This is a genomic window from Pandoraea soli, from assembly GCF_902459595.1.
Taxonomy (GTDB): Bacteria; Pseudomonadota; Gammaproteobacteria; order Burkholderiales; family Burkholderiaceae; genus Pandoraea; species Pandoraea cepalis.
In genome coordinates this window covers 198,822-218,292 of record NZ_CABPSG010000007.1, presented here as the reverse complement: position 1 = coordinate 218,292, position 19,471 = coordinate 198,822, and the positions used below count along the sequence as shown (strand labels likewise).

Here is a 19,471-nt window from a genome sequence, read left to right as displayed (position 1 = left end):
GACCTTCTCCGAACTTCGCACCCCATGACCGCTGCTCTGAACGAAGCTTCTGCACAAGGTAACGTCGACGCCCCCCACGCGCGTCTCATGGAGACGGCCGGACTGGAAACGGCCCTGCAGGCGTTCGCGGATGCGCGACACTGGCAGCAGTACCATACGCCCAAGAACCTCGCGATGGCGTTGTCCGTCGAAGTGGCGGAACTGGTCGAAATCTTCCAGTGGCAAACGGACGCCGAAGCCCAGGCCGTGATGCAGACGACCGAAGCCCGCCACGTCGAGCAGGAGCTGGCCGATATCGCCATGTATCTCGTGCGATTGTCGTCGGTGCTTGGTGTCGACCTGAACCGTGCCGTGGCAGACAAGCTCGTCATGAACGCGCAGAAATACCCGGCACCGCCTGCGTAATTCGTCTGCCGCCCTTGCGATTGCGCCGCGCGCCCCGATAGTGACCTCGTCCGCCCCCGAATTTCGAACAGACAACGCCATGTCGCCCTCCCCACACGCTTCAACCGCATCCCACCCCTCGCCAGACGCCGCCCATGCGCACAGTAAATCGTCACGGCGCACCCTGCCCGCGCGTCCGCGCTGGTTGATGCTCGCGCTCATCGCGCTACTACATGCCTACATCGGCTGGCGTTTGCTTACGCCGTTGCCGGTGGCCGTCGGCTGGAAGGTGCTGGGCGGGCTGTGGCTCGCCGCCTCGGCCGCACTCATTCCGCTCGGTTTGATGAGCCGCGCGATCCAACGGGAGCCGCTTGCGACACTGCTGACCTGGACCGGCATGACGGCCATCGGCATCTTCTCGACACTGTTCGTGCTCACGGTGCTGCGCGACGTCGTGCTCGGCGTGGCGATGCTCATCTCGGCACTCGACGCGCAACTCGTCGTCCGCTCGGCGGTCATCGTGCTGATGCTCACCGCCATCGCCACCTTGCTGGGCTTCTACAACGCGCGACGCCTGGCACGCGTCGTCGACGTGGACGTACCCATCGCCAACCTGCCGCCCGAACTCCACGGATTCACGATCGTGCAGTTGAGCGACATTCACGTGAGTTCGACGATTCGCCGCGGCTATATCGAGGCCATCGTCGAAGCGGCCAACGACCTCTCGCCCGACCTCATCGCCATTACCGGCGACCTGGTCGACGGCGGGGTGCCCGCGTTGCGCGAACACATCGCACCGCTCGCGCAGCTCACGTCGCGCCACGGCACCTACGTGTGCACCGGCAACCACGAGTATTACTCGGGTGCGCCGGCCTGGGTCGAGGAGTTGCGGCGCATCGGCCTGACGGTGCTCGAAAACGAGCACGTGGTGCTCGCTCACGAAGGCGCGTCGCTGACCGTGGCGGGCGTGACCGACTTCACCGCGCACCATTTCGACCCCGAAAAGTCGAGCGACCCGCACGCAGCCGTGGCCGGCGCCCCCGAAGGCGTACCGCGCGTGTTGCTCGCGCATCAGCCGCGCAGCGCGCCGGCGGCGCAGGAGGCCGGCTTCGACCTGCAACTCTCGGGGCACACGCACGGCGGGCAATTCTGGCCATGGATGTACTTCGTGCCGCTGCAACAACCTTATGTGCATGGCCTGCACCAGCTCGGCCGTCTGGCCATCTATGTCAGTCGGGGCACCGGCTACTGGGGACCGCCCAAGCGCTTCGGCGCCCCGTCGGAGATCACGCGTCTTCGGCTGGTCACGGGCAAGGACTGAGCCGCAAGGGCGCGCTCACGGACGACGGGGCGGGCAAGCGTCAAACGATGGCGCTACAATCGCCCCTTCCCTGAAGGCTCGTCTTTCGAATCCTTGTCGTTGCTTTTTCCGCTGCTCGCCGCCATGAAGTCACTCTCGCCCAGTTCCCTGCTCGAAACCGTTGCCGTGCGTTTGCGCGGCAAGATTCAAGGCGTGGGCTACCGGCAGGCGGCCGTGCGCGAGGGGCACTTGATTGGTGTACGCGGTTGGGTGCAGGCGCTGCCCGAGGGTGACATCCTCGCGCTGGTGCAAGGCACGCCCGATCAGGTCGACAAAATGCTCGAATGGATGCGGCATGGCCCGCCGGGCGCGCGCGTGACGGCTTTCGAGAGCGAAGTGGAGTACACGGGTCGCCGATTCGACCGCTTCGAGCAGCTCTGAGAGCATGACACCCACGCCCCGCCGGCCTTGCTTGCGCCGCACCATCGAGCCTCGGTGACGGCGGGCGTGCGCGAATGGCAGCCGCTCAGGCAGCACGTTCTGCGAGCCATACGGGGACTATCCGGGGAACAACTCGGGAGGGGATATCCGAGGGGGAAATGCGGGGGGGAAACGGGAGGGGAAATTCGGCAGCAAATGCGAAGTGACGAGCAGCGACCGACCCTCGGGTCGCCGCGCATCGCTTCCGTGCGCGTCAAGGCGATGCCCGTGACGCGCAAAAGCCAGACGTCTTCGCTGACTTAATTCTTGTGACGATAGTTGATGCGGCCCTTGCTCAGGTCATAGGGCGACATTTCCAGCGTCACGCGGTCACCCGCGAGAATGCGGATGCGGTTCTTCTGCATACGGCCGCTCGCATATGCCATCACTACCACGCCGTTTTCGAGCGTGACGCGAAAGCGATTGTCCGGCAATACATCCGAAACGTGTCCGCTGAATTCGATCAGTTCTTCCTTGGCCAATATCGTGTCCTCTTGAGGGTGCCGCTCGCGAGAGCGCAGCACCGATGTTACTGAAGGTTCGTTCGCCAATACCGTCGCCGCACCCTGGCGATGACCGGGTGCACATCGAACGCCAAAAGGAGCCTACCCGGTGGACTGGCCATGACAGCATGGCGGTGCACCGAAACGCGGCGATGGTTCGAAGGAGCAAGGCACATTGCGGCAGTGCCACAATGACGAGCAGTGTGTGTCGGGAGGGCGAAGACCGTGGGGTCTGCGCCATCGGCACAGCGAGTGATCCGGCTCGCAGGACATGGCTGTCAGCGACGCCGACAAAGCTTTTCGCGATCGTCAGGCGATGATCGACGAATTTTCGCCGATCCCGCTAGGATACGCCTTTCTGCGTTGCTCGTGGGAAAAAAATGGCATTCGGGCGGCAATCGCGAGGGCTTGGGCCGCCGATTGGTGGCGCATTGCACAAAAAGCGGCCGGTCGTAGCCGCCGCGCGGGTTTGCCGCGATCGCATTCACTCGGGGACAACGCGAGCATGACGCGCGGCCCGCCCTCAACTATGCTGTAAGTACCCGCAGCCCGCAGGAGGATGACCATGAAAACAGTCGCTCAGATCCTGAAGTCCAAATCGGTCGACACGGTGTACAAGGTACACCCGTCCGATTCGGTACTCGATGCCTTGACCCTGATGGCCGAAGCACGCATTGGCGCGGTGCTGGTCAGCGAAGACGGCCGCACGATCGTCGGCATCTTCACCGAGCGCGATTACGCTCGAAAGGTCGCCCTCATGGGGCGAACCTCGGTCAATACGCCGGTGCGCGACGTCATGACCTCGGCCGTACGTTACGTCGGCCCCGAGCAGACCAATGAAGAGTGCATGTCGCTGATGACGGAACATCGCATTCGCCACCTGCCTGTCATGAAAGACGGCGAGCTGATGGGCCTGCTTTCCATCGGCGACCTGGTCAAGGCGATCATCACGGAACAGCAGTTCACCATCGACCAGTTGGAGAATTACATCATGGGGGGTGGCGCCGCGCTGGCGGGCCGCACACCGTCGCGGCCGAGCTGAGCAGGCGATCACGGCAGCGCAATCAGGGATACGGCGCCTCATTCGAGGCGCTTTTTTTCGGGTCGCGCCTCAACATGTCGGCACCGGCCAGCCTGGCGCCCCCCCGCCCGCTCACGGGCAGGCGCGCCTACCGCATCGTCGCCTCGGTGGCGAGGGGGCCGCCCTGCCCTGATGGGTAACGAAGTCAAATGCCATTCAAATCGCAAATCGTTAGTGAACCCTCACCTTCCATTAAGCGTTTACAGAACATACCCTCATGCCTCAGCCGGCGAGACGATTATCGATGGGCCCGCCGAAAAGGAGACAATGCGCTTGGAACCTGCGTCGTGATAGGCGCAACGCCATTACAAACGCTTACCTTTTCTTACAGCACAAAGGTCTGCGGAACCCTACATTCCGCGTCGTGGTCGCAATAGACTCACCACAGGGTGCGCAGCGTCACCGCGGACGTCGGTGATGGCGCATTTACCTCACGCTCACGAGGACGAACCAAAATGAATATCAAGACACTTACGGGAATCAGCGCGGCACTGGCCGCCCTCATGCTGGCCGGTTGCGTTGCACCGGGCCCGCAGTATGGGTATCAGCAACAGGGATACCAGCAAGGCTATCAACAACCGGGGTATCAACAGGGCTATCAGCAGCAGCCGCCGGGCTACCAACAGGGGTATCAGCAGCCGCAACAGCAGCAGATTCCGGGCGCGCTGTATGGCCGCGTCGAATCGATCGAGCAGGTGAACGGCGACAATAACAGCCCGAACATTCTCGGTACGGTGCTCGGCGGCGCGGCGGGCGGCCTGCTCGGCAATACGATGGGCGGTGGGCGTGGGCGTACTGCGACCACCATTGGCGGTGCCTTGATCGGCGCCATCGCGGGCAATCGCATCGAGAACAATATGGGTCAGCCGAACGTGCTGTACCGCATCACCGTGCGCCTGGACGACGGTCGCGTCGCGACGGTAACCCAGGCACCGCCGCTGCGCGTTCAGCAGGGCCAGCGCGCCGCCGTCGCGAACGATATGGTGTATCCGTACTGATCGCTCACGCGTGACAGCAAAGGCACTCTCCAAAAATAGCGCCCGCCGGTGTCATGCCGGCGGGCGTTGTCGTTTGGCCCGCACGCAGCGGTCAATCGGCAGCGGGTGAGGCTGCTTCGATCTCGCGCCGAACGAGAAACAGCCGTGTATCGAATTCGAGTTGCCGATACTGTGGCTCCATGAACTCGCACAGGCGGTAGAAGGCCTTGTTGTGATCGCTTTCCTTGAGGTGCGCGAGTTCGTGCACGACGATCATGCGCAAAAACTCGGGCGGGGCTTCGCGAAACAACGAGGCGACCCGAATCTCCTTCTTGGCCTTGAGCTTGCCGCCCTGCACCCGCGAGATGGCCGTATGCAGCCCCAGCGCGTGATGCACGACATCGATTTTGGCGTCGTAGGCCACCTTGTGGATGGGCGGAGCGCTGCGCAGGTAATCCTGTTTGATCTGCGCCGTGAATTCATACAGCGCGCGGTCCGTCTGCACCGTGTGCCGCGCAGGATAGCGCCGGTCAAGATGTGCGGCCAGTTGGCCCGCCTCGACCAGTGCTCGCACTTGCGCAAGCACGCCGGCGGGATAGGCGGCGATGAAGCGCATCGGATCCTTCGGCGCGGGACGCCACGGCGTGAGCACGGCGGTCATGGATGATTCGCTCGGCCGAACCGGGGCACCTCGGCGGCCCGCCCAGCGAATACCCGGGCGAACGGCGCGCGCACGCAAGTCCACGCCGCGCGTACGAGCGCGAGCGCAGCGCTCAATGGTGATGGTGATGTGACCATAGCGGATCCATCGAGTCGACGAACGACGCCACCGCGTTCTTGTCGCCCGTGGCATGACGCATCAACTGACCGCACTTGCACCAGCCCTGATACGGCGTGATGTGTGAACACGCGGTCGTCTTCTGCAGATACAACGTGACCGGCTTGGCGCACTTCGTGCACTTGAACTTGAGAGTGAGGGCGGGTTTGCTCATGAGGAATTCAGCACAGCGCGCGCGTCGACATGGCGTGCGCAAAGACGTCATTGTACCGGCAACGCCCGCTGGCTTGCCGGCACGCGCCTGCGCCGTCTGACGCGGGCAGGCCGTAAACGCAAGAAGCCGGATGTCGTGAAAGACAGCCGGCTTCCTTGAGCGATTTGCCGAATCTGACGCCGGCCGGCTTCGATGTATCGATGTCACATCGCTGCCGTGAGATGGCGTCCCCTAGGGGATTCGAACCCCTGTACTCACCGTGAAAGGGTGATGTCCTAGGCCTCTAGACGAAGGGGACGTAAACCGTCATTCGTTTGGTGGAGGTAAGCGGGATCGAACCGCTGACCTCTTGCATGCCATGCAAGCGCTCTCCCAGCTGAGCTATACCCCCGCGCGAAGAGGCGTGACTATAGCGCATTTGATTGCGACCGGCAACTGCTCGCCCCGAGCACGGTGGGCCTTCTGGCGGGATGTTGAAGATCGCGCGACGCGAGTAGAATCGGCCGCACGGCGCCCGTCTCGGGCGACGCGTGGCGGATGCGGACGCAGCCGCCGTAGACTCCTGACGGAAGACATCCCCATGAAGAAAGCCGCCGCCCTGGCGCTGATGGTCGCCACGAGTTGGGCGCATGCCGAGAAGATCGGCGACGTCGATACCGCGTTCAAGCTCGTAGGACCCGACCACAAGATTGTCGTCGACGCCTACGACGATCCGAAAGTGCACGGCGTGACCTGCTACGTGTCGCGCGCAAAAACCGGTGGCCTAAAGGGACTGGTCGGACTTGCGGAAGACAAGGCGGAAGCCTCGATTGCGTGTCGTGCGGTCGGGCAGGTCTCGTTCGAAGGCCCATTGCCCAAGAAGGAAGAAGTCTTCTCGGAAGGCCTGTCTCCGCTCTTCAAGAAGCTGCGCATCGTGCGCATGGTCGACAAGACGCGCAACACACTCGTCTATCTCACCTACTCCGACAAGCTTATCGACGGCTCCCCGCAGAACAGCGTGACCGCCGTCCCCGTGGATCGCGCAACGCCGATCCCGATGAAGTGAACGCCCCCGCTCGGCGGCTGCGCGACCGGTGTTATCCGCGCAGCAGGCCGAATCGCTTCAACTTTCGATAAAGCGTATTCCGACTCACGCCGAGCTTGCGCGCCGCGGCACTGACCTGCCCCTGACAGGCATCAAGTGTCGTGCGCAACGCCTGGCGTTCCGCCGCCTCCAGGGGCGCCTCCGCCAGCGGGTCGATCGGGGGAAGCCCCGGCGCGTCGCGCAATGCGTCCGGCAGGTCGTCCAGCGTGATGACGCCGCGCTCGCTGAGCGCAACCAGTGTCCGAATGACGCTGCGCATCTGACGCACATTGCCGGGCCACGGATACGCGCACAGCCGATCTCGCGCCGCGTCCGTCAGGCTGATGGGGCCTTGCGGGCAGGCCTGCGCCAGCAGCATGCGCATCACGTCGACTTTGTCGTCGCGCTCGCGCAGCGACGGCACACGCACCTCGAGGCCGCTCAACCGATAGAAAAGATCTTCGCGGAACTGCCGCTCGGCAATCCGTTCGGACAGATCTCGGTGCGTTGCACTGAGCACGCGAATATCGAGCGGCACCGGTTCGCCACCGCCGAGCGGCGACACCCTGCGCTCTTCGAGCACGCGCAGCAAACGGGTTTGCATGGCGAACGGCATATCGCCGATTTCGTCGAGAAACAGCGTGCCGCCGTTGGCTTGCCATAGCTTTCCGGCCATCCCTTCCTTGCGCGCCCCGGTGAAGCTGCCGCCCACGTAGCCGAACAGCTCGCTCTCGATCAACGACTCGGGAATCGCCGCGCAATTCAACGCCACGAACGGGCCGCTGGCGCGCGCGCTTGCCGCATGCACGGCGCGCGCGAAGACTTCCTTGCCGCTGCCGGTCTCACCGCGAATCAGCACCGGCACGTCATGCGCGAAAACGCGGCACGCGCGCGAAAATTCACGCGTCAGCACCGGGTCGGAAAACGGTTCGACCGCCGCCTCATGCGGCACGCTCACCGCACGCGCTACCCGGCGCACCGCGCGCAACGGCGAACGCACCATCGCCACCAGCGCCTCGCCCGTGTGCGTCCGAATCGGCCAGCACGCACTCGGCGTCGGATGCGCTTGCGCGAGCATGGCGTCGAGCGCTTGCGCGAACCATCGATCCACGCGCGTGCCCACCAGCGCGTCGCGCGTCGCGCCGAGGCGATTCAGTGCGCTCTGATTGGCGGCGAGAATATGGCCGGCGTCGTCGAAAGCAAGCAACGCCTGCGCGAAGTCACCCAAATGGTCGCCGGGCTCCTGCAATTGCAGCAGCCACTCGTCGCGATAGTGCTGGAAAAAATAGTCGCGCTCCACGACTTTGGCCGACAGGTTCACGAGCGCCAGCGTATGAAACTGGCTTTGCCGGGTCTCATCGGCGCTCGTCGACGAGACATCGATCACGGCAAGCAAGTCCCCCTGCGGCGCGAAGACAGGACTTGCCGTACAGGTGAGCGGCGTGTGCAGCGCGCGGAAGTGATCTTGCTGGCAGATGATGACGGGCGCACGCTCGACCACGCAGGTGCCGATGCCGTTGGTCCCTTCACACGACTCGCTCCAGTCGGCGCCCGGCCACAAGCCTGCGCGATGGAAGTCGTCGCGCGTGTCGTCGTGCAGCCGGGAGTCGACGATCACGCCGTCAGGGGCCGTGAGCAGCACGGCCTGGCGCGGATTCATCAACTGACGCTGCAAACGCTCGAGCACCGGCATGGAGACATGGCACAGCCGCTCCATCGCGCTGCGCCGCTCACGTAGTTGCGACGACGCCAACACCCGCGGCGTCATGCGCGCCCCCGGATCGAGCGCGTAGGTGTCGAGACATCGGCGCCATGAACTCGCGATGTTCGGGTCTGTCGCCGTCGCGACGGACGTCAGGTGACCTTGTACGACATCCAGCACACGACGCGCGTGCGCGGATTCTGTCTTGGCTGGCATTGGTCGTCTCCCCCGTGCCGGATGATCTCGTAGTCGTTCCCGAAGCATGTCCCATGCCGGGGGCGATTGCAATGCGGTATGTCAATCGATCGGCACTGAGCGATTGCCTGTCATGAGGATGAGACAACCGTGTCACGGCACGAGACAACCCTGTCTCGGATTCGGCACACATCGCCCGTTGTCGAACCGGCGTCTGGCCCGTGAATCGGCGACCGGCCCCGGGTGGCCCGCGACTTGCTTATTGCCCTGTGTGGCCGCCGCGCCACCGACACGACAATTATCCGGAGACACACCATGCGATACGCCCCGCCCGGCACCCCCGGTGCCCTGCTGACTTTGCAGACGCGCTACGAGAACTACATCGGCGGCAAGTTCGTTCCGCCCGTGGAAGGCCGTTATTTCACCAACACATCGCCCGTCACCGGCGGTGTTATCGGAGAGTTCCCACGCTCCAACGGGGCGGATATCGAGCTGGCGCTCGATGCGGCACACGCGGCGGCGCCCAAATGGGGGAAGACGTCGGTGCAGGCGCGCTCGCGCATTCTGTTGCAGATTGCCGACCGGCTCGAAGCGCACCTCGAACGGTTCGCCGTGGCGGAGACGTGGGACAACGGCAAGCCGGTGCGCGAGACGCTCGCGGCGGATCTGCCGCTGGCGATCGATCACTTCCGCTACTTCGCCGGTTGCATCCGCGCGCAGGAGGGCACCGCTGCCGAGATCGACGAGCACACGGCCGCGTATCACTTTCATGAGCCGTTGGGTGTCGTCGGCCAGATCATTCCCTGGAATTTCCCGCTGTTGATGGCCGCGTGGAAGCTCGCACCGGCGCTCGCGGCCGGAAACTGCGTGGTGCTCAAGCCTGCCGAGCAGACGCCGCTCTCGATCACGCTGTTCGCCGAGCTGGTCGGCGATCTGCTGCCGCCCGGCGTGCTCAACGTCGTGCAAGGCTTCGGCAAGGAAGCCGGAGAAGCGCTGGCGACGAGCCGTCGCATCGCGAAAATCGCCTTCACCGGGTCGACGCCGGTCGGTGGCCACATCCTGTCGATGGCGGCGGCCAACCTGATCCCGAGCACGGTCGAGCTGGGCGGCAAATCGCCGAACATCTTCTTCGACGACATCATGCACGGCGAGCCGGCGTTCATCGAGAAGGCGGCCGAAGGTCTCGTGCTGGGCTTCCTGAATCAGGGCGAGGTGTGCACGTGTCCGTCGCGGGCACTCGTGCAGGAATCGATCTACGAGCCCTTCATGGAAGTGGTGATGGCGCGGGTGGCGCGCATCAAGCGCGGCGATCCGCTCGATACCGACACAGCTGTCGGCGCGCAGGCGTCGCAGCAGCAGTACGACAAGATCCTCACGTATCTCGATCTCGCCCGCAAGGAAGGCGCGCAGGTATTGACCGGCGGCGGCATCGAATCGCTGGGCGGTCCGCTGGCGTCGGGCTTCTACATCCAACCGACGTTGCTCAAGGGCGATAACCGCATGCGCGTGTTCCAGGAAGAGATCTTCGGCCCGGTCGTTGGGGTGACCACGTTCCGGGACGAAGCGGAAGCGTTGGCGATTGCGAACGACACCGAGTTCGGCTTGGGCGCCGGGGTCTGGACACGCGACATCAATCGCGCGTATCGCATGGGCCGCGGCATTCAGGCCGGACGCGTGTGGACCAACTGCTATCACCTCTATCCGGCGCACGCCGCGTTCGGTGGGTACAAGAAGTCCGGCATCGGCCGCGAGACGCACAAGATGATGCTCGATCACTACCAGCAAACGAAGAATCTGCTGGTGAGCTACGACGTCAATCCGCTCGGTTTCTTCTGAGCCATCGGGCGATGTGCGTCGCATGGCGCGCTGACCCGCGCGCCATGCGACGAGCAGGCAGAACAGGTAGCGATCGAGGCGTCGCTGCGCCGGACGCTCAAGGGATTGCGGGCATCGACGACGCTGGCGACACGGGGCGTTGGCCGAGATTGTTGCGTGCTAACATTCTCATTTTCGTTGCCAGCCAATAGCTATGAAGCGCGCGGTGAAATCTGAGAGTCCGGGGTCTGTCGCGGCGGCGCCCGCCGCCGACGGCCGGCGCAAGTACGATGCCGAACAGACCAAGCAGAACATTCTGGATATCGCGACGCACGAGTTTTCCACGATGGGTCTGTCGGGCGCGCGCGTCGATGCGATCGCCGAGCGCACGCACACGACCAAGCGCATGATCTATTACTACTTCGAGAGCAAGGAGAAGCTGTATGAAGCCGTGCTCGAGAAGGTGTACAGCGACATCCGCGTACTCGAGCAGGCACTGAACGTCGATGCCATGGATCCCGCCGAGGGCATGCGCACACTGGTCGAGTTCGCGTTCGATTACCACGACAAGCATCGCGACTTCGTGCGCCTCGTGGCCATCGAAAACATTCATCAGGCGAAGTACGTCGAGCAACTCAAGACGTTCAAGAACCGCAACGCCACCATCATCAACACGCTGGAATCGTTGCTCGCGCGCGGCACCGCGTCCGGCGAGTTCCGCGCGGGCATCGACGCGGTCGACCTGCACCTCATCATCAGCTCGTTCTGCTTCCATCGCATTTCGAACCGCTACACATGGGCGGCGGCCTTCGGGCGAGACCCGTCTCACGCGCGCTTGCGTACGCAGCATCGCGACACGCTCGTCGACGTCGTGCAGCGTTACGTCGCCGCCTGAGCGGTGGCATCGCGCGCGTACGGTTAATCGCCCCGCCATCGCGCGCATCACACGACGCCAATTGCGCACTCGCTCGATTCGATCCGTGGTCGAAGACATGCGAAACGCCCCGGACGCCTTGACGGCGTGCCGGGGCGTTTCATTGGCGTGCCACGTCGATCAGCTTGCCAGCTCGATCCGCTTGATGTCCCCCACCACGAAGATGTAGGACAGCGCGCCGATGATCGCGATGGCGCCGATGAGCGTGAGCGCCCAGACGAACGACCCGGTCGCGGCGACGATGAAGCCAATCACGAGCGGCGTCACGATACCGGCGAGGTTCGCCGCGAAGTTGAAGATGCCGCCCGTCAGGCCCAGCAGGTGCTTCGGCGCGATGTCCGAGACCAGCGTCCAGCCCAGCGCCGCCATGCCTTGCGCGAAGAACGCTACCGACAGGATCGCGATGACGACGGCATTGTTGTCGACGTAGTTCGCCGCCACGATGCTCGATGCGCCCAGCAAGCCTGCGATGATCGGCAGCTTGCGGGCCACGTTGGCCGAGAGGCCACGACGCAGCAACCAGTCGGACAGCGAGCCGCCGAACATCACACCCACCGATGCCGCGATGAACGGCAGGATGGCGAAGAAGCCGATCTTGAGCCAGCCCATGTGACGCTCGGTCGCCAGGTACGTCGGGAACCAGGTGAGGAAGAACACGAGCGTCGAGTTGCCCGCGAACTGGCCGATACAGATGCCGAGCAACTGGCGGCGACGAATCAGCTGACCGACCGTCTTCCAACTGAATGGCTGCCGCTCGACGGCAACCGCCGGCGTGGCCGCTTCATCGCCGCGAATGTAGGCCAGCTCGGCGGCGTTGGCCCCCGGGTGATCCTGCGGTTCACGGTAGAAGCGCCACCACACCAGCCCGAACAACACCCCTGCCACCCCCACCGTGATGAACAACACGCGCCAGCCGAAGGCGCCCGTGATGGCGAAGAGCACCGGCGAGAAGAACGCCAGGCCGATGTATTCGCCAACGGTATAGGTGCCGGTCGCCATCGCGCGCTCGGTCTGCGGGAACCATGTGGCAACGACGCGGCTGTTGACCGGGAAGCAAGGCGCTTCGACCAGCCCCAGTCCGAGCCGGCAGGCGATCAGCCCCGACAGCCCTGTGACGAGGCCATGCGCGAGCGTGCAGATCGACCAGAGCGTCATCGCCAGGTAGTACGTAATCTTGCTGCCGAAGCGGTCGAGGAACATGCCGCCCGGTACCTGCGCGAGCACATAACTCCACGAGAACATCGAGAACACGATGCCCATGACGGCGGCCGACAGCCCCAGCTCCTTGGTCAGTTGCGGTGCGGCAACGCCCAGCACCGTGCGATCGAGATAATTGATCATGGTGCCGATCGCCAGCAGCGCGAGAATCTTGTAGCGCGCGTTGGTTCGTTTCGTACCGGCCGCCACGTTCGGGCCGCCCTTCGCTCGTGCTTCTACGCCTTGAGATCCGGCGCTTTGTGATGGGTAAGACATGTCTCCTCCTAGGGAAAGGGTATCAGCTCGACAGCAGACTTCGGAAGTGATTGAGCATTCGATCGGGATCCGGTGCCATCCGCGTAAAGATCTCGTAGGCATCCACCGCCTGGAAGACGGCCATGCCGCCGCCGTTGAGCGTGCGGCAGCCCACCGACCGGGCGGTACGGATCAGTTCGGTTTCCAGCGGGAAATACACAATGTCGGCCACCCACATCGCGGCGCGCAGCAACGTCGCCGGAATCGGCATGCCCGGTAGCTTGGTCATGCCGGTGGGGGTCGCGTGGATCACACCGTCGGCCGCGTCCAGCGCCTGTGCAATGCTGGTGACGGCCAGCACGCGCGCCTGCGGGAAGCGCCCCGCGAGATCCTGCGCAAGGTGGTTGGCCTTCGCGGCGTCGACATCGAACACACGCAGCTCCTGCGCGCCAAGCTTCATGGCGGCATGACCGACGGCGCAACCCGCGCCACCGGCGCCGATCAGCGCCACGCGCGCCATCGCCACGTCGCCCGGCATGCCTTCGCGGAATGCACGGTAGAAGCCCGACCAGTCGGTGTTGTGGCCGAACCGGCGCCCGCCTCGCAACACCACGGTGTTCACGGCACCGAGCGCTTTCGCGTCTTCGGACAACTCGTCGAGCTGCGCGATGATGGCCTGCTTGTACGGATACGTGACGTTGAAGCCGTCGTAGCCCGCCGCCTCCAGCGCCTTCACCGTGGCCGGCAGGTCCGCGGCGCCGCGCCCGAGTTCCGCCATATCGATACGGCGATAGACATACGACACGCCCATGCGGCGCGCCTCCTCCTCGTGCATGGCCGGGGACATCGAGGCACCGATGCCGTCGCCGATGAGGCCGATGAGCCACGACTTCGGCTCGACTCGCAGATCGTTCTTCATACTCACTCCGTCGTGTCGCCCAGCAGCTTGGCCAGGTAGCGCAAGCCATACTCGTAACCGTCGGAGCCCGCGCCGCAAATCACGCAGCGCGCCACGGCGGACACATAGGAACGATGACGAAACGCCTCGCGCTGGTGCACGTTCGAGAGATGCACCTCCACGACAGGCAGATCGGATGCGCGCAACGCGTCGCCAATGGCGACCGACGTATGCGTGTAGGCGGCGGGGTTGATCACGATACCGTGCGCTTCGACACGGGCCTGATGGATCCAGTCGATGATCTGGTGCTCGGCGTTGGATTGATGGAAACGAATGTCCACGCCCAGTGCGTCGCCGACGCGACGGCATTTCGCCTCGATATCGGCAAGCGTCTCCGAACCGTAGATGGTCGGCTCACGCGTTCCCAACATGTTCAGATTCGGCCCGTTCAGCACCCATACCGACGGCCTCGTTCGATTCGACATCCCTTCACTCCTCTTCACGTTACCTGCTGGCGCGACACCCTCCGGTACTCAGGGGGAGGGTCGGGGCGGGTCGCCATTCGGCGGCACAGCACCGATTCACGCTCATCAGGCCACCGATTCTGAGAACAAAAACGTCGGGCGTCATCTGGGGTTAACTATAATTTTAACCATCTAGTTAGTTACTATAATTCGCATCACAACCGTTATATCAATTGAATTACTTTTGGTTATGCATGATCTAACTGGTGGGTATAACCATTCATCGATCATCGAATCACGTAGCTTTCAGCCCCGCCATGGGGCGATCGGATCGCACCGCGCATGAAGACATCCATTGCCACCGTATCGCTGTCGGGCATGCTTCCGAGCAAGCTGACGGCCATTGCCGCCGCCGGCTTCGACGGCTTCGAACTGTTCGAGAACGATCTGCTGTACTTCGACGGCGCCCCCAGGACGGTGCGCTCGATGGCCACCGATCTCGGGCTGGCGATTTTTCTGTATCAGCCGTTTCGCGACTTCGAAGGCGTGTCGCCGGCCCAGTTGGATCAGAACCTCGAGCGGGCGCGGCGCAAGTTCGACGTGATGCACGCGCTCGGGGTCGACACGATGCTGGTGTGCAGCAATGTCTCGCCGAACGTGATTCGGGACGATCGCCTGGCGATCGATCAGCTTGGCGCGCTGGCGGAACTCGCCCGTCAGGCCGGCATCGTCATCGCCTACGAGGCGCTTGCCTGGGGCGCCCATGTCAACTCGTATCGCCACGCCTGGCAGTACGTGAAGGCGGTGAACAGCCCGCACCTCGGGCTCGGGCTCGACAGCTTCCACACCTTGTCCATCGGTGACGACCTCGCCGACCTGGCATCGATCCCCGGCGAGAAGCTGGCCTTCCTGCAGGTCGCCGACGCGCCGCTGCGCAAGATGGACGTGCTCGAATGGAGCCGCCATTACCGCTGCTTCCCCGGCCAGGGCGACCTCGATGTGACGCGCTTCGTCGCCACCGCGCTGGAGGCAGGCTATCGGGGTCCGCTGTCGCTGGAGATTTTCAACGACGGATTCCGGGCCGCCCCGGCCGAGTCGACCGCCAAGGATGGCATTCGCTCGCTGCGCTATCTCGAATCCCAGGTGCGCGATGTGCTGGTCGACGACAAGGCGACGCGCGGACTCGACACGCTGACGAGCCTGCCCCCGGCCTCGGCGGCCATCGACCTTCAGTTCCTGGAATTTGCGGTGGATGCGAACGCGCGCGCCACGCTCACGACGTGGCTCGAGAAGCTCGGCTTCCTGCGCATGGGCCGCCATCGTTCCAAGGATGTCACGCTGTTTCAGCACGGCCGCGCGTCCATCATCCTCAACGCCGAGTCCGATTCGTTCGCCAGTGCGTTCTTCATGCACCACGGCGTATCGCTGTGCGCGTCGGCCGTTCGCGTGCCCTCGGCGCACGACGCCGTGACGCGTGCGACGCAAGTCGGCTACGCGCGCTTCGAAGGACGCGTGGGACCGAACGAGCGCAATGTGCCCGCCGTGCTCGCCCCTGACCAGAGCCTCTTCTATCTCGTCGACGAGTTGCCCGATGCGCCGACACTGTTCGAGTCCGACTTCCACCTCACAGACATCGACGGGCCGACCCAGACCGGCCCGATCACGGCGGTCGATCACGTGGCGCTGTCGGTGCCGGGCGGCTCGCTCGAACGTTGGGCGCTGTTCTTCCGGTCGGTGTTCGGATTCCAGGCGGAGCACAGCGTCGTGTTGCACGATCCTTACGGGCAGATCCAGAGCCAGGCGATCCGCAGCCGTGACGGATCGGTGCGCATCGTGCTCAACGCGTCGGTCGATCCGCGCACGATCCATTCGGAGACGATTTCCGCTTACAAGGGCTCCGGGCTGAACCATGTGGCGTTCCGCACCGACGACATCGCCCTGGCGGTTCGTCGATTGGAAGGCGACGGCGTGCCGATCCTGCGAATTCCGCAAAGCTATTACAACGACATTGCCGCGCGCTTCGGCCTGAACGAGGCGTTCGTCGACACGCTGCGCAAGCACAACATTCTGTACGACCGTGATGCGAGCGGCGGCGAGTTCCTGCACGCCTATACGGCGCAGGTCGATCACCGCTTCTTCTTCGAACTGGTCGAGCGGCGCGGCGGCTATGACGGCTACGGCGCCCCCAATGCGTCCGTGCGCTTGGCCGCGCAGTCGGCACTGCGTAGCTGAGTGCGGCGTCGCGCAATCACTGGGTTCCAGAAAAGCAAGCACCACCCACGTCAATCACCAAGAAGGAGACACACATGAGGAATGCACGTCAGTGCAGGCGCGCGGTCGCACTTGCGGCCGGGATGACCATTGCCGGCGCGGCCGCCGCGCAATCGAACGTCACGCTTTACGGGATGGTCGACAGCGCGATCACCTACGTAAACAACCAGAACGGCGCGTCGAACGTCTATCTGCGGCAGGGCAATCTTTACGCGTCGAAGTGGGGCCTGCGCGGACGCGAGGATCTGGGCGGCGGCACCGCGGCAATCTTCGACGTGCAGGCCGGCTTCGACCTGAACACGGGCGCAGCCGCGAGCGCCGGTCAGTTATTCAATCGTCAGGCATTCGTCGGCCTGCAGGACAACAAGTTCGGCACGGCGACGATCGGTCGTCAGTACACGCCGTATTACCAGTTCGTCGGCCCGCTCACGGGCAGCAACCTGCTGACGGGTGCTACCGGCGCGCATCCGGGCGATATCGACGGCCTCGACACGACGATCCGCATCAACAACTCGATTGTCTACACGACGCCAACGTATGCGGGCCTGCAAGCCAGCGTGATGTATGCGTTCGGCGGCCAGGCGGGCAGCACGGGCAAGGGCAGCACGATCAGCGCGGCCTTGCGTTACGACAATGGGCCGGTGTCCGTCGGTGCGGGGTATTTGCGCCTGAACAATGCGGCCACGACGACCGGGTTCGACAGTGCGTCGACGGGCTCTTTCGGCACGTCCGTGTTGAACCAGGGATATGTCAGCGCGCGGGCATTGGAGCAGTGGGCGGCGGCGGGCAACTATTCGTTCGGCAACTTCGTTCTCGGCGCGAACATCTCGCACGTCACGTATCTGCCGGGCAGCCGTTCGATCTTCACCGACTCGGCGATCTTCAATACAGTGGGCGTGCTGGGCGTGTACAAGCTCACGCCGGCCTTCGACGTCGGCGCGGGCTATTCGTACACCGCCGCGACGAGTGCGAACGGCGTGACCGACAGCGCGCGTTATCATCAGTTTTCGCTGCGTGAGTACTACCGGTTGTCGAAGCGCACGGTACTGTATGCGCTTCAGGCCTATCAGCACGCGAGCGGGCAGACGCTGGGCAAGAACGGGGCGGGGAACATCATCGCCGCCTCGCCGGCCGTCGGCGACTCGCAGAACCTGACCGGGTCGAGCACGTCCGGCCAGTTCGTCGGCATGCTGGGCATGGCCGTCATTTTCTGATCGTATTGCAACGTCCCCTGCGATACGTTGGAAACAGCCCCGCCGGCATCACTGCCGGCGGGGCTTTCACACGTTCCGACATCGAACGATCGTCGTTCGGCTGGCGCGGCTACGCGCCGATATCAAGGAGTGCCATCTTTTTGTACAGCGTGGCACGCCCGATGCCCAATCGCGCGGCAGCCTCCGCGACCCGCCCGCCTGCGGCACGCAACGCGTCGATCAGCAACTGACGCTCGAACGCTTTCATCGCCTCGTCGTATCGCGGCACGTCAGCCGCGCCCAGATCGCCGTTCGCCTGACCGACGACCGTCTCCGCATCCGCCGCCCCATCGGTATCGCTTTGCGCGCCGACGCCGTCGCCAATGAAGCGAGCCAATGAACGCGCGTCGATGCGCCCGCTCTCCGAGAGCAATGCCACGCGCTCGAGCGTGTTGTGCAATTCACGCACATTCCCCGGCCAGCGATAGGCCCTGAGTCGCCCGATGGCGTCTTCGTTCAATTCCAGATGCCCCGCATCGCGGCGCGAACTCAATTTATCCAGAATCGCATATGACATGGCCTCGATGTCCGACGCACGCTCGCGCAGCGGCGGAACCCGAATCATCAACACGTTGAGGCGATAGTACAGATCGGCCCGGAACTTCCCTTGCGCGACCAGGTTCGGCAAATCCGCCGACGTGGCGGCGATGATGCGCACGTCCGTCTGGACGACACGGTTCGACCCTATCGGCTCGAATTCCCGCTCCTGCAAGACCCGCAATAGTTTGCCTTGCAGCGATAACGGCATGTCGCCGATTTCGTCAAGGAAGAGCGTTCCGCCATGCGCCAGTTCAAACTTGCCCGTTCGGCCTTTTCGGTCCGCCCCGGTATAGGCACCGGCCGCGGCGCCGAAGAACTCCACTTCGAGCAGTGCATCGGGAATCGCGGCGACATTGACCGTGACCAGCGGCTTGTCTGCGCGCATGGATTCGCCATGAATCGCATGGGCCAGCAACTCCTTGCCGGTCCCGGTTTCCCCAAGCAGCAACACCGGCGAATCGAGCTGAGCGGCGCGACGCCCGAGGCGCTTGGTCTCCAGGCTTGCCGCACTGGTGCCGACAAAACTCGAAAAGCTGTATTTCGCCCGCCGCGCCTGCGCCAACGACTGGCGCGTTGCAAGGAGCTCCGACTGCAGTCGCGAGTATTTGCTGAACATCGGCGTCAACGCCTTCAGCTCGTCGAATAGCGCGAATCCCACGGCGCCAATGGTTCCACCGCGCGAATCCCGAATCGGAAGCCGCGTGACCACCAACGGCTCCTGCCCGGTCTCAAGAATATCGAGCAGGATTGGCCTGCCCGTCGCCACAACTTCGCGCATCAAACTATTGGGAATCACGGTTTCGCAATCCAGACCGATCACTTCATCGGGATTGGTGAATCCGAAGCGAGCCGCGTAACTGCGATTGATCCAGACAATCCGCGCATCGCTGTCGACGACCACGGTGCCCTCGCTGGAATTGTCCAGCGTCTCGAACAGCGACTGCATGGCGTGCTTGCGAACGAATCCGTAATCGGAAAGCAAGCCTCTCGCCTTGCCTAGCGTGACGGTGTCCGGCGTTTTGTCATCAGTCATGTCGAAATCGCTGTTTGTCCATATTTCGAGATGATTATTCCACAAACTGAGACACCGGCTCTATCAGTGAAAACGCCTTCTCAACACTGATTTTTCTGAAATTTCGGCCATTGCAGCCCAAGCAACACTCGCTA

General features: G+C 63.7%; 18 protein-coding genes and 2 tRNA genes. 10 read left to right on the top strand and 10 right to left on the bottom strand.

Going from position 1 to position 19,471, the window contains the following annotated elements; translation table 11 throughout:
* Nucleotides 1-24: 24 nt before the first annotated feature.
* The 3 genes from PSO31014_RS14620 to PSO31014_RS14610 all read left to right on the top strand — a co-directional run bounded on the left by PSO31014_RS14620 (nucleotide 25) and on the right by PSO31014_RS14610 (nucleotide 2,125).
* Nucleotides 25-405, top strand: a complete 381-nt coding sequence (locus tag PSO31014_RS14620) for a nucleotide pyrophosphohydrolase (RefSeq protein ID WP_174976521.1) — start codon at nucleotides 25-27, stop codon at nucleotides 403-405.
* A gap of 187 nt (nucleotides 406-592) precedes the next feature.
* Complete coding sequence (locus tag PSO31014_RS14615) at nucleotides 593-1,705, top strand: metallophosphoesterase (protein WP_150552245.1); 1,113 nt, start codon at nucleotides 593-595, stop codon at nucleotides 1,703-1,705.
* 123 nt (nucleotides 1,706-1,828) lie between these two features.
* A complete protein-coding gene (locus PSO31014_RS14610; protein WP_174976526.1) occupies nucleotides 1,829-2,125 on the top strand; it encodes an acylphosphatase in 297 nt (98 codons plus the stop codon).
* 299 nt (nucleotides 2,126-2,424) lie between these two features.
* On the opposite strand, the gene infA is transcribed toward PSO31014_RS14610, so the two are convergent.
* Entirely contained in the window at nucleotides 2,425-2,646 is a 222-nt protein-coding gene (gene infA / locus PSO31014_RS14605) for a translation initiation factor IF-1 (RefSeq protein WP_017234638.1), read from the bottom strand.
* Between the two features lie 586 nt (nucleotides 2,647-3,232).
* Between infA and PSO31014_RS14600 the strand changes: the two genes are divergently transcribed.
* Both PSO31014_RS14600 and PSO31014_RS14595 read left to right on the top strand, forming a co-directional pair.
* Nucleotides 3,233-3,709: a CBS domain-containing protein gene (locus tag PSO31014_RS14600; protein ID WP_150552243.1), complete on the top strand. Its 477-nt coding sequence runs from the start codon at nucleotides 3,233-3,235 to the stop codon at nucleotides 3,707-3,709.
* 494 nt (nucleotides 3,710-4,203) lie between these two features.
* Complete coding sequence (locus PSO31014_RS14595; protein WP_150552242.1) at nucleotides 4,204-4,746, top strand: outer membrane lipoprotein; 543 nt, start codon at nucleotides 4,204-4,206, stop codon at nucleotides 4,744-4,746.
* Between the two features lie 91 nt (nucleotides 4,747-4,837).
* On the opposite strand, the gene PSO31014_RS14590 is transcribed toward PSO31014_RS14595, so the two are convergent.
* From PSO31014_RS14590 to PSO31014_RS14575, 4 genes are all read right to left on the bottom strand, one after another.
* Nucleotides 4,838-5,341, bottom strand: a complete 504-nt coding sequence (locus PSO31014_RS14590) for a M48 metallopeptidase family protein (protein ID WP_150552308.1) — start codon at nucleotides 5,339-5,341, stop codon at nucleotides 4,838-4,840.
* A 157-nt stretch (nucleotides 5,342-5,498) separates the two neighbouring features.
* Nucleotides 5,499-5,717, bottom strand: a complete 219-nt coding sequence (locus PSO31014_RS14585) for a hypothetical protein (protein ID WP_150552241.1) — start codon at nucleotides 5,715-5,717, stop codon at nucleotides 5,499-5,501.
* 222 nt (nucleotides 5,718-5,939) lie between these two features.
* Nucleotides 5,940-6,015 (bottom strand) — tRNA-Glu (locus PSO31014_RS14580).
* A gap of 17 nt (nucleotides 6,016-6,032) precedes the next feature.
* A tRNA-Ala gene (locus PSO31014_RS14575) sits at nucleotides 6,033-6,108 on the bottom strand.
* A 189-nt stretch (nucleotides 6,109-6,297) separates the two neighbouring features.
* Here PSO31014_RS14575 and PSO31014_RS14570 point away from each other — a divergent pair.
* A complete protein-coding gene (locus tag PSO31014_RS14570) occupies nucleotides 6,298-6,762 on the top strand; it encodes a CreA family protein (protein WP_150552240.1) in 465 nt (154 codons plus the stop codon).
* Nucleotides 6,763-6,793: 31 nt separating this feature from the next.
* On the opposite strand, the gene PSO31014_RS14565 is transcribed toward PSO31014_RS14570, so the two are convergent.
* Entirely contained in the window at nucleotides 6,794-8,698 is a 1,905-nt protein-coding gene (locus PSO31014_RS14565) for a sigma-54-dependent Fis family transcriptional regulator (protein WP_150552239.1), read from the bottom strand.
* 294 nt (nucleotides 8,699-8,992) lie between these two features.
* On the opposite strand from PSO31014_RS14565, the gene exaC reads away from it, so the two are divergent.
* Nucleotides 8,993-10,513, top strand: coding sequence for an acetaldehyde dehydrogenase ExaC (gene exaC / locus PSO31014_RS14560; RefSeq protein WP_150552238.1), 1,521 nt, complete (start codon nucleotides 8,993-8,995; stop codon nucleotides 10,511-10,513).
* A gap of 193 nt (nucleotides 10,514-10,706) precedes the next feature.
* Nucleotides 10,707-11,387, top strand: coding sequence for a TetR/AcrR family transcriptional regulator (locus PSO31014_RS14555; RefSeq protein WP_017234629.1), 681 nt, complete (start codon nucleotides 10,707-10,709; stop codon nucleotides 11,385-11,387).
* Nucleotides 11,388-11,546: 159 nt separating this feature from the next.
* Here the strand turns inward: PSO31014_RS14555 and PSO31014_RS14550 are convergent, their stop codons facing one another.
* Genes PSO31014_RS14550 through aroQ form a run of 3 tightly spaced genes read right to left on the bottom strand, consistent with a single transcriptional unit; the run spans nucleotide 11,547 to nucleotide 14,261 of the window.
* Nucleotides 11,547-12,899: an MFS transporter gene (locus PSO31014_RS14550; RefSeq protein WP_246176645.1), complete on the bottom strand. Its 1,353-nt coding sequence runs from the start codon at nucleotides 12,897-12,899 to the stop codon at nucleotides 11,547-11,549.
* 22 nt (nucleotides 12,900-12,921) lie between these two features.
* Nucleotides 12,922-13,797 carry a shikimate dehydrogenase gene (locus tag PSO31014_RS14545; RefSeq protein WP_150552237.1) on the bottom strand — a complete coding sequence of 292 codons (876 nt, stop codon included), beginning with the start codon at nucleotides 13,795-13,797 and terminating at the stop codon, nucleotides 12,922-12,924.
* A gap of 2 nt (nucleotides 13,798-13,799) precedes the next feature.
* A complete protein-coding gene (gene aroQ / locus PSO31014_RS14540; protein WP_150552236.1) occupies nucleotides 13,800-14,261 on the bottom strand; it encodes a type II 3-dehydroquinate dehydratase in 462 nt (153 codons plus the stop codon).
* Nucleotides 14,262-14,582: 321 nt separating this feature from the next.
* Here aroQ and PSO31014_RS14535 point away from each other — a divergent pair, with 321 nt between their 5' ends.
* Complete coding sequence (locus tag PSO31014_RS14535) at nucleotides 14,583-16,472, top strand: bifunctional sugar phosphate isomerase/epimerase/4-hydroxyphenylpyruvate dioxygenase family protein (protein ID WP_150552235.1); 1,890 nt, start codon at nucleotides 14,583-14,585, stop codon at nucleotides 16,470-16,472.
* Nucleotides 16,473-16,546: 74 nt separating this feature from the next.
* Nucleotides 16,547-17,725, top strand: coding sequence for a porin (locus tag PSO31014_RS14530; RefSeq protein ID WP_150552234.1), 1,179 nt, complete (start codon nucleotides 16,547-16,549; stop codon nucleotides 17,723-17,725).
* Nucleotides 17,726-17,834: 109 nt separating this feature from the next.
* On the opposite strand, the gene PSO31014_RS14525 is transcribed toward PSO31014_RS14530, so the two are convergent.
* Nucleotides 17,835-19,337 carry a sigma-54 interaction domain-containing protein gene (locus PSO31014_RS14525; protein WP_150552233.1) on the bottom strand — a complete coding sequence of 501 codons (1,503 nt, stop codon included), beginning with the start codon at nucleotides 19,335-19,337 and terminating at the stop codon, nucleotides 17,835-17,837.
* Between the last annotated feature and the right edge of the window lie 134 nt (nucleotides 19,338-19,471).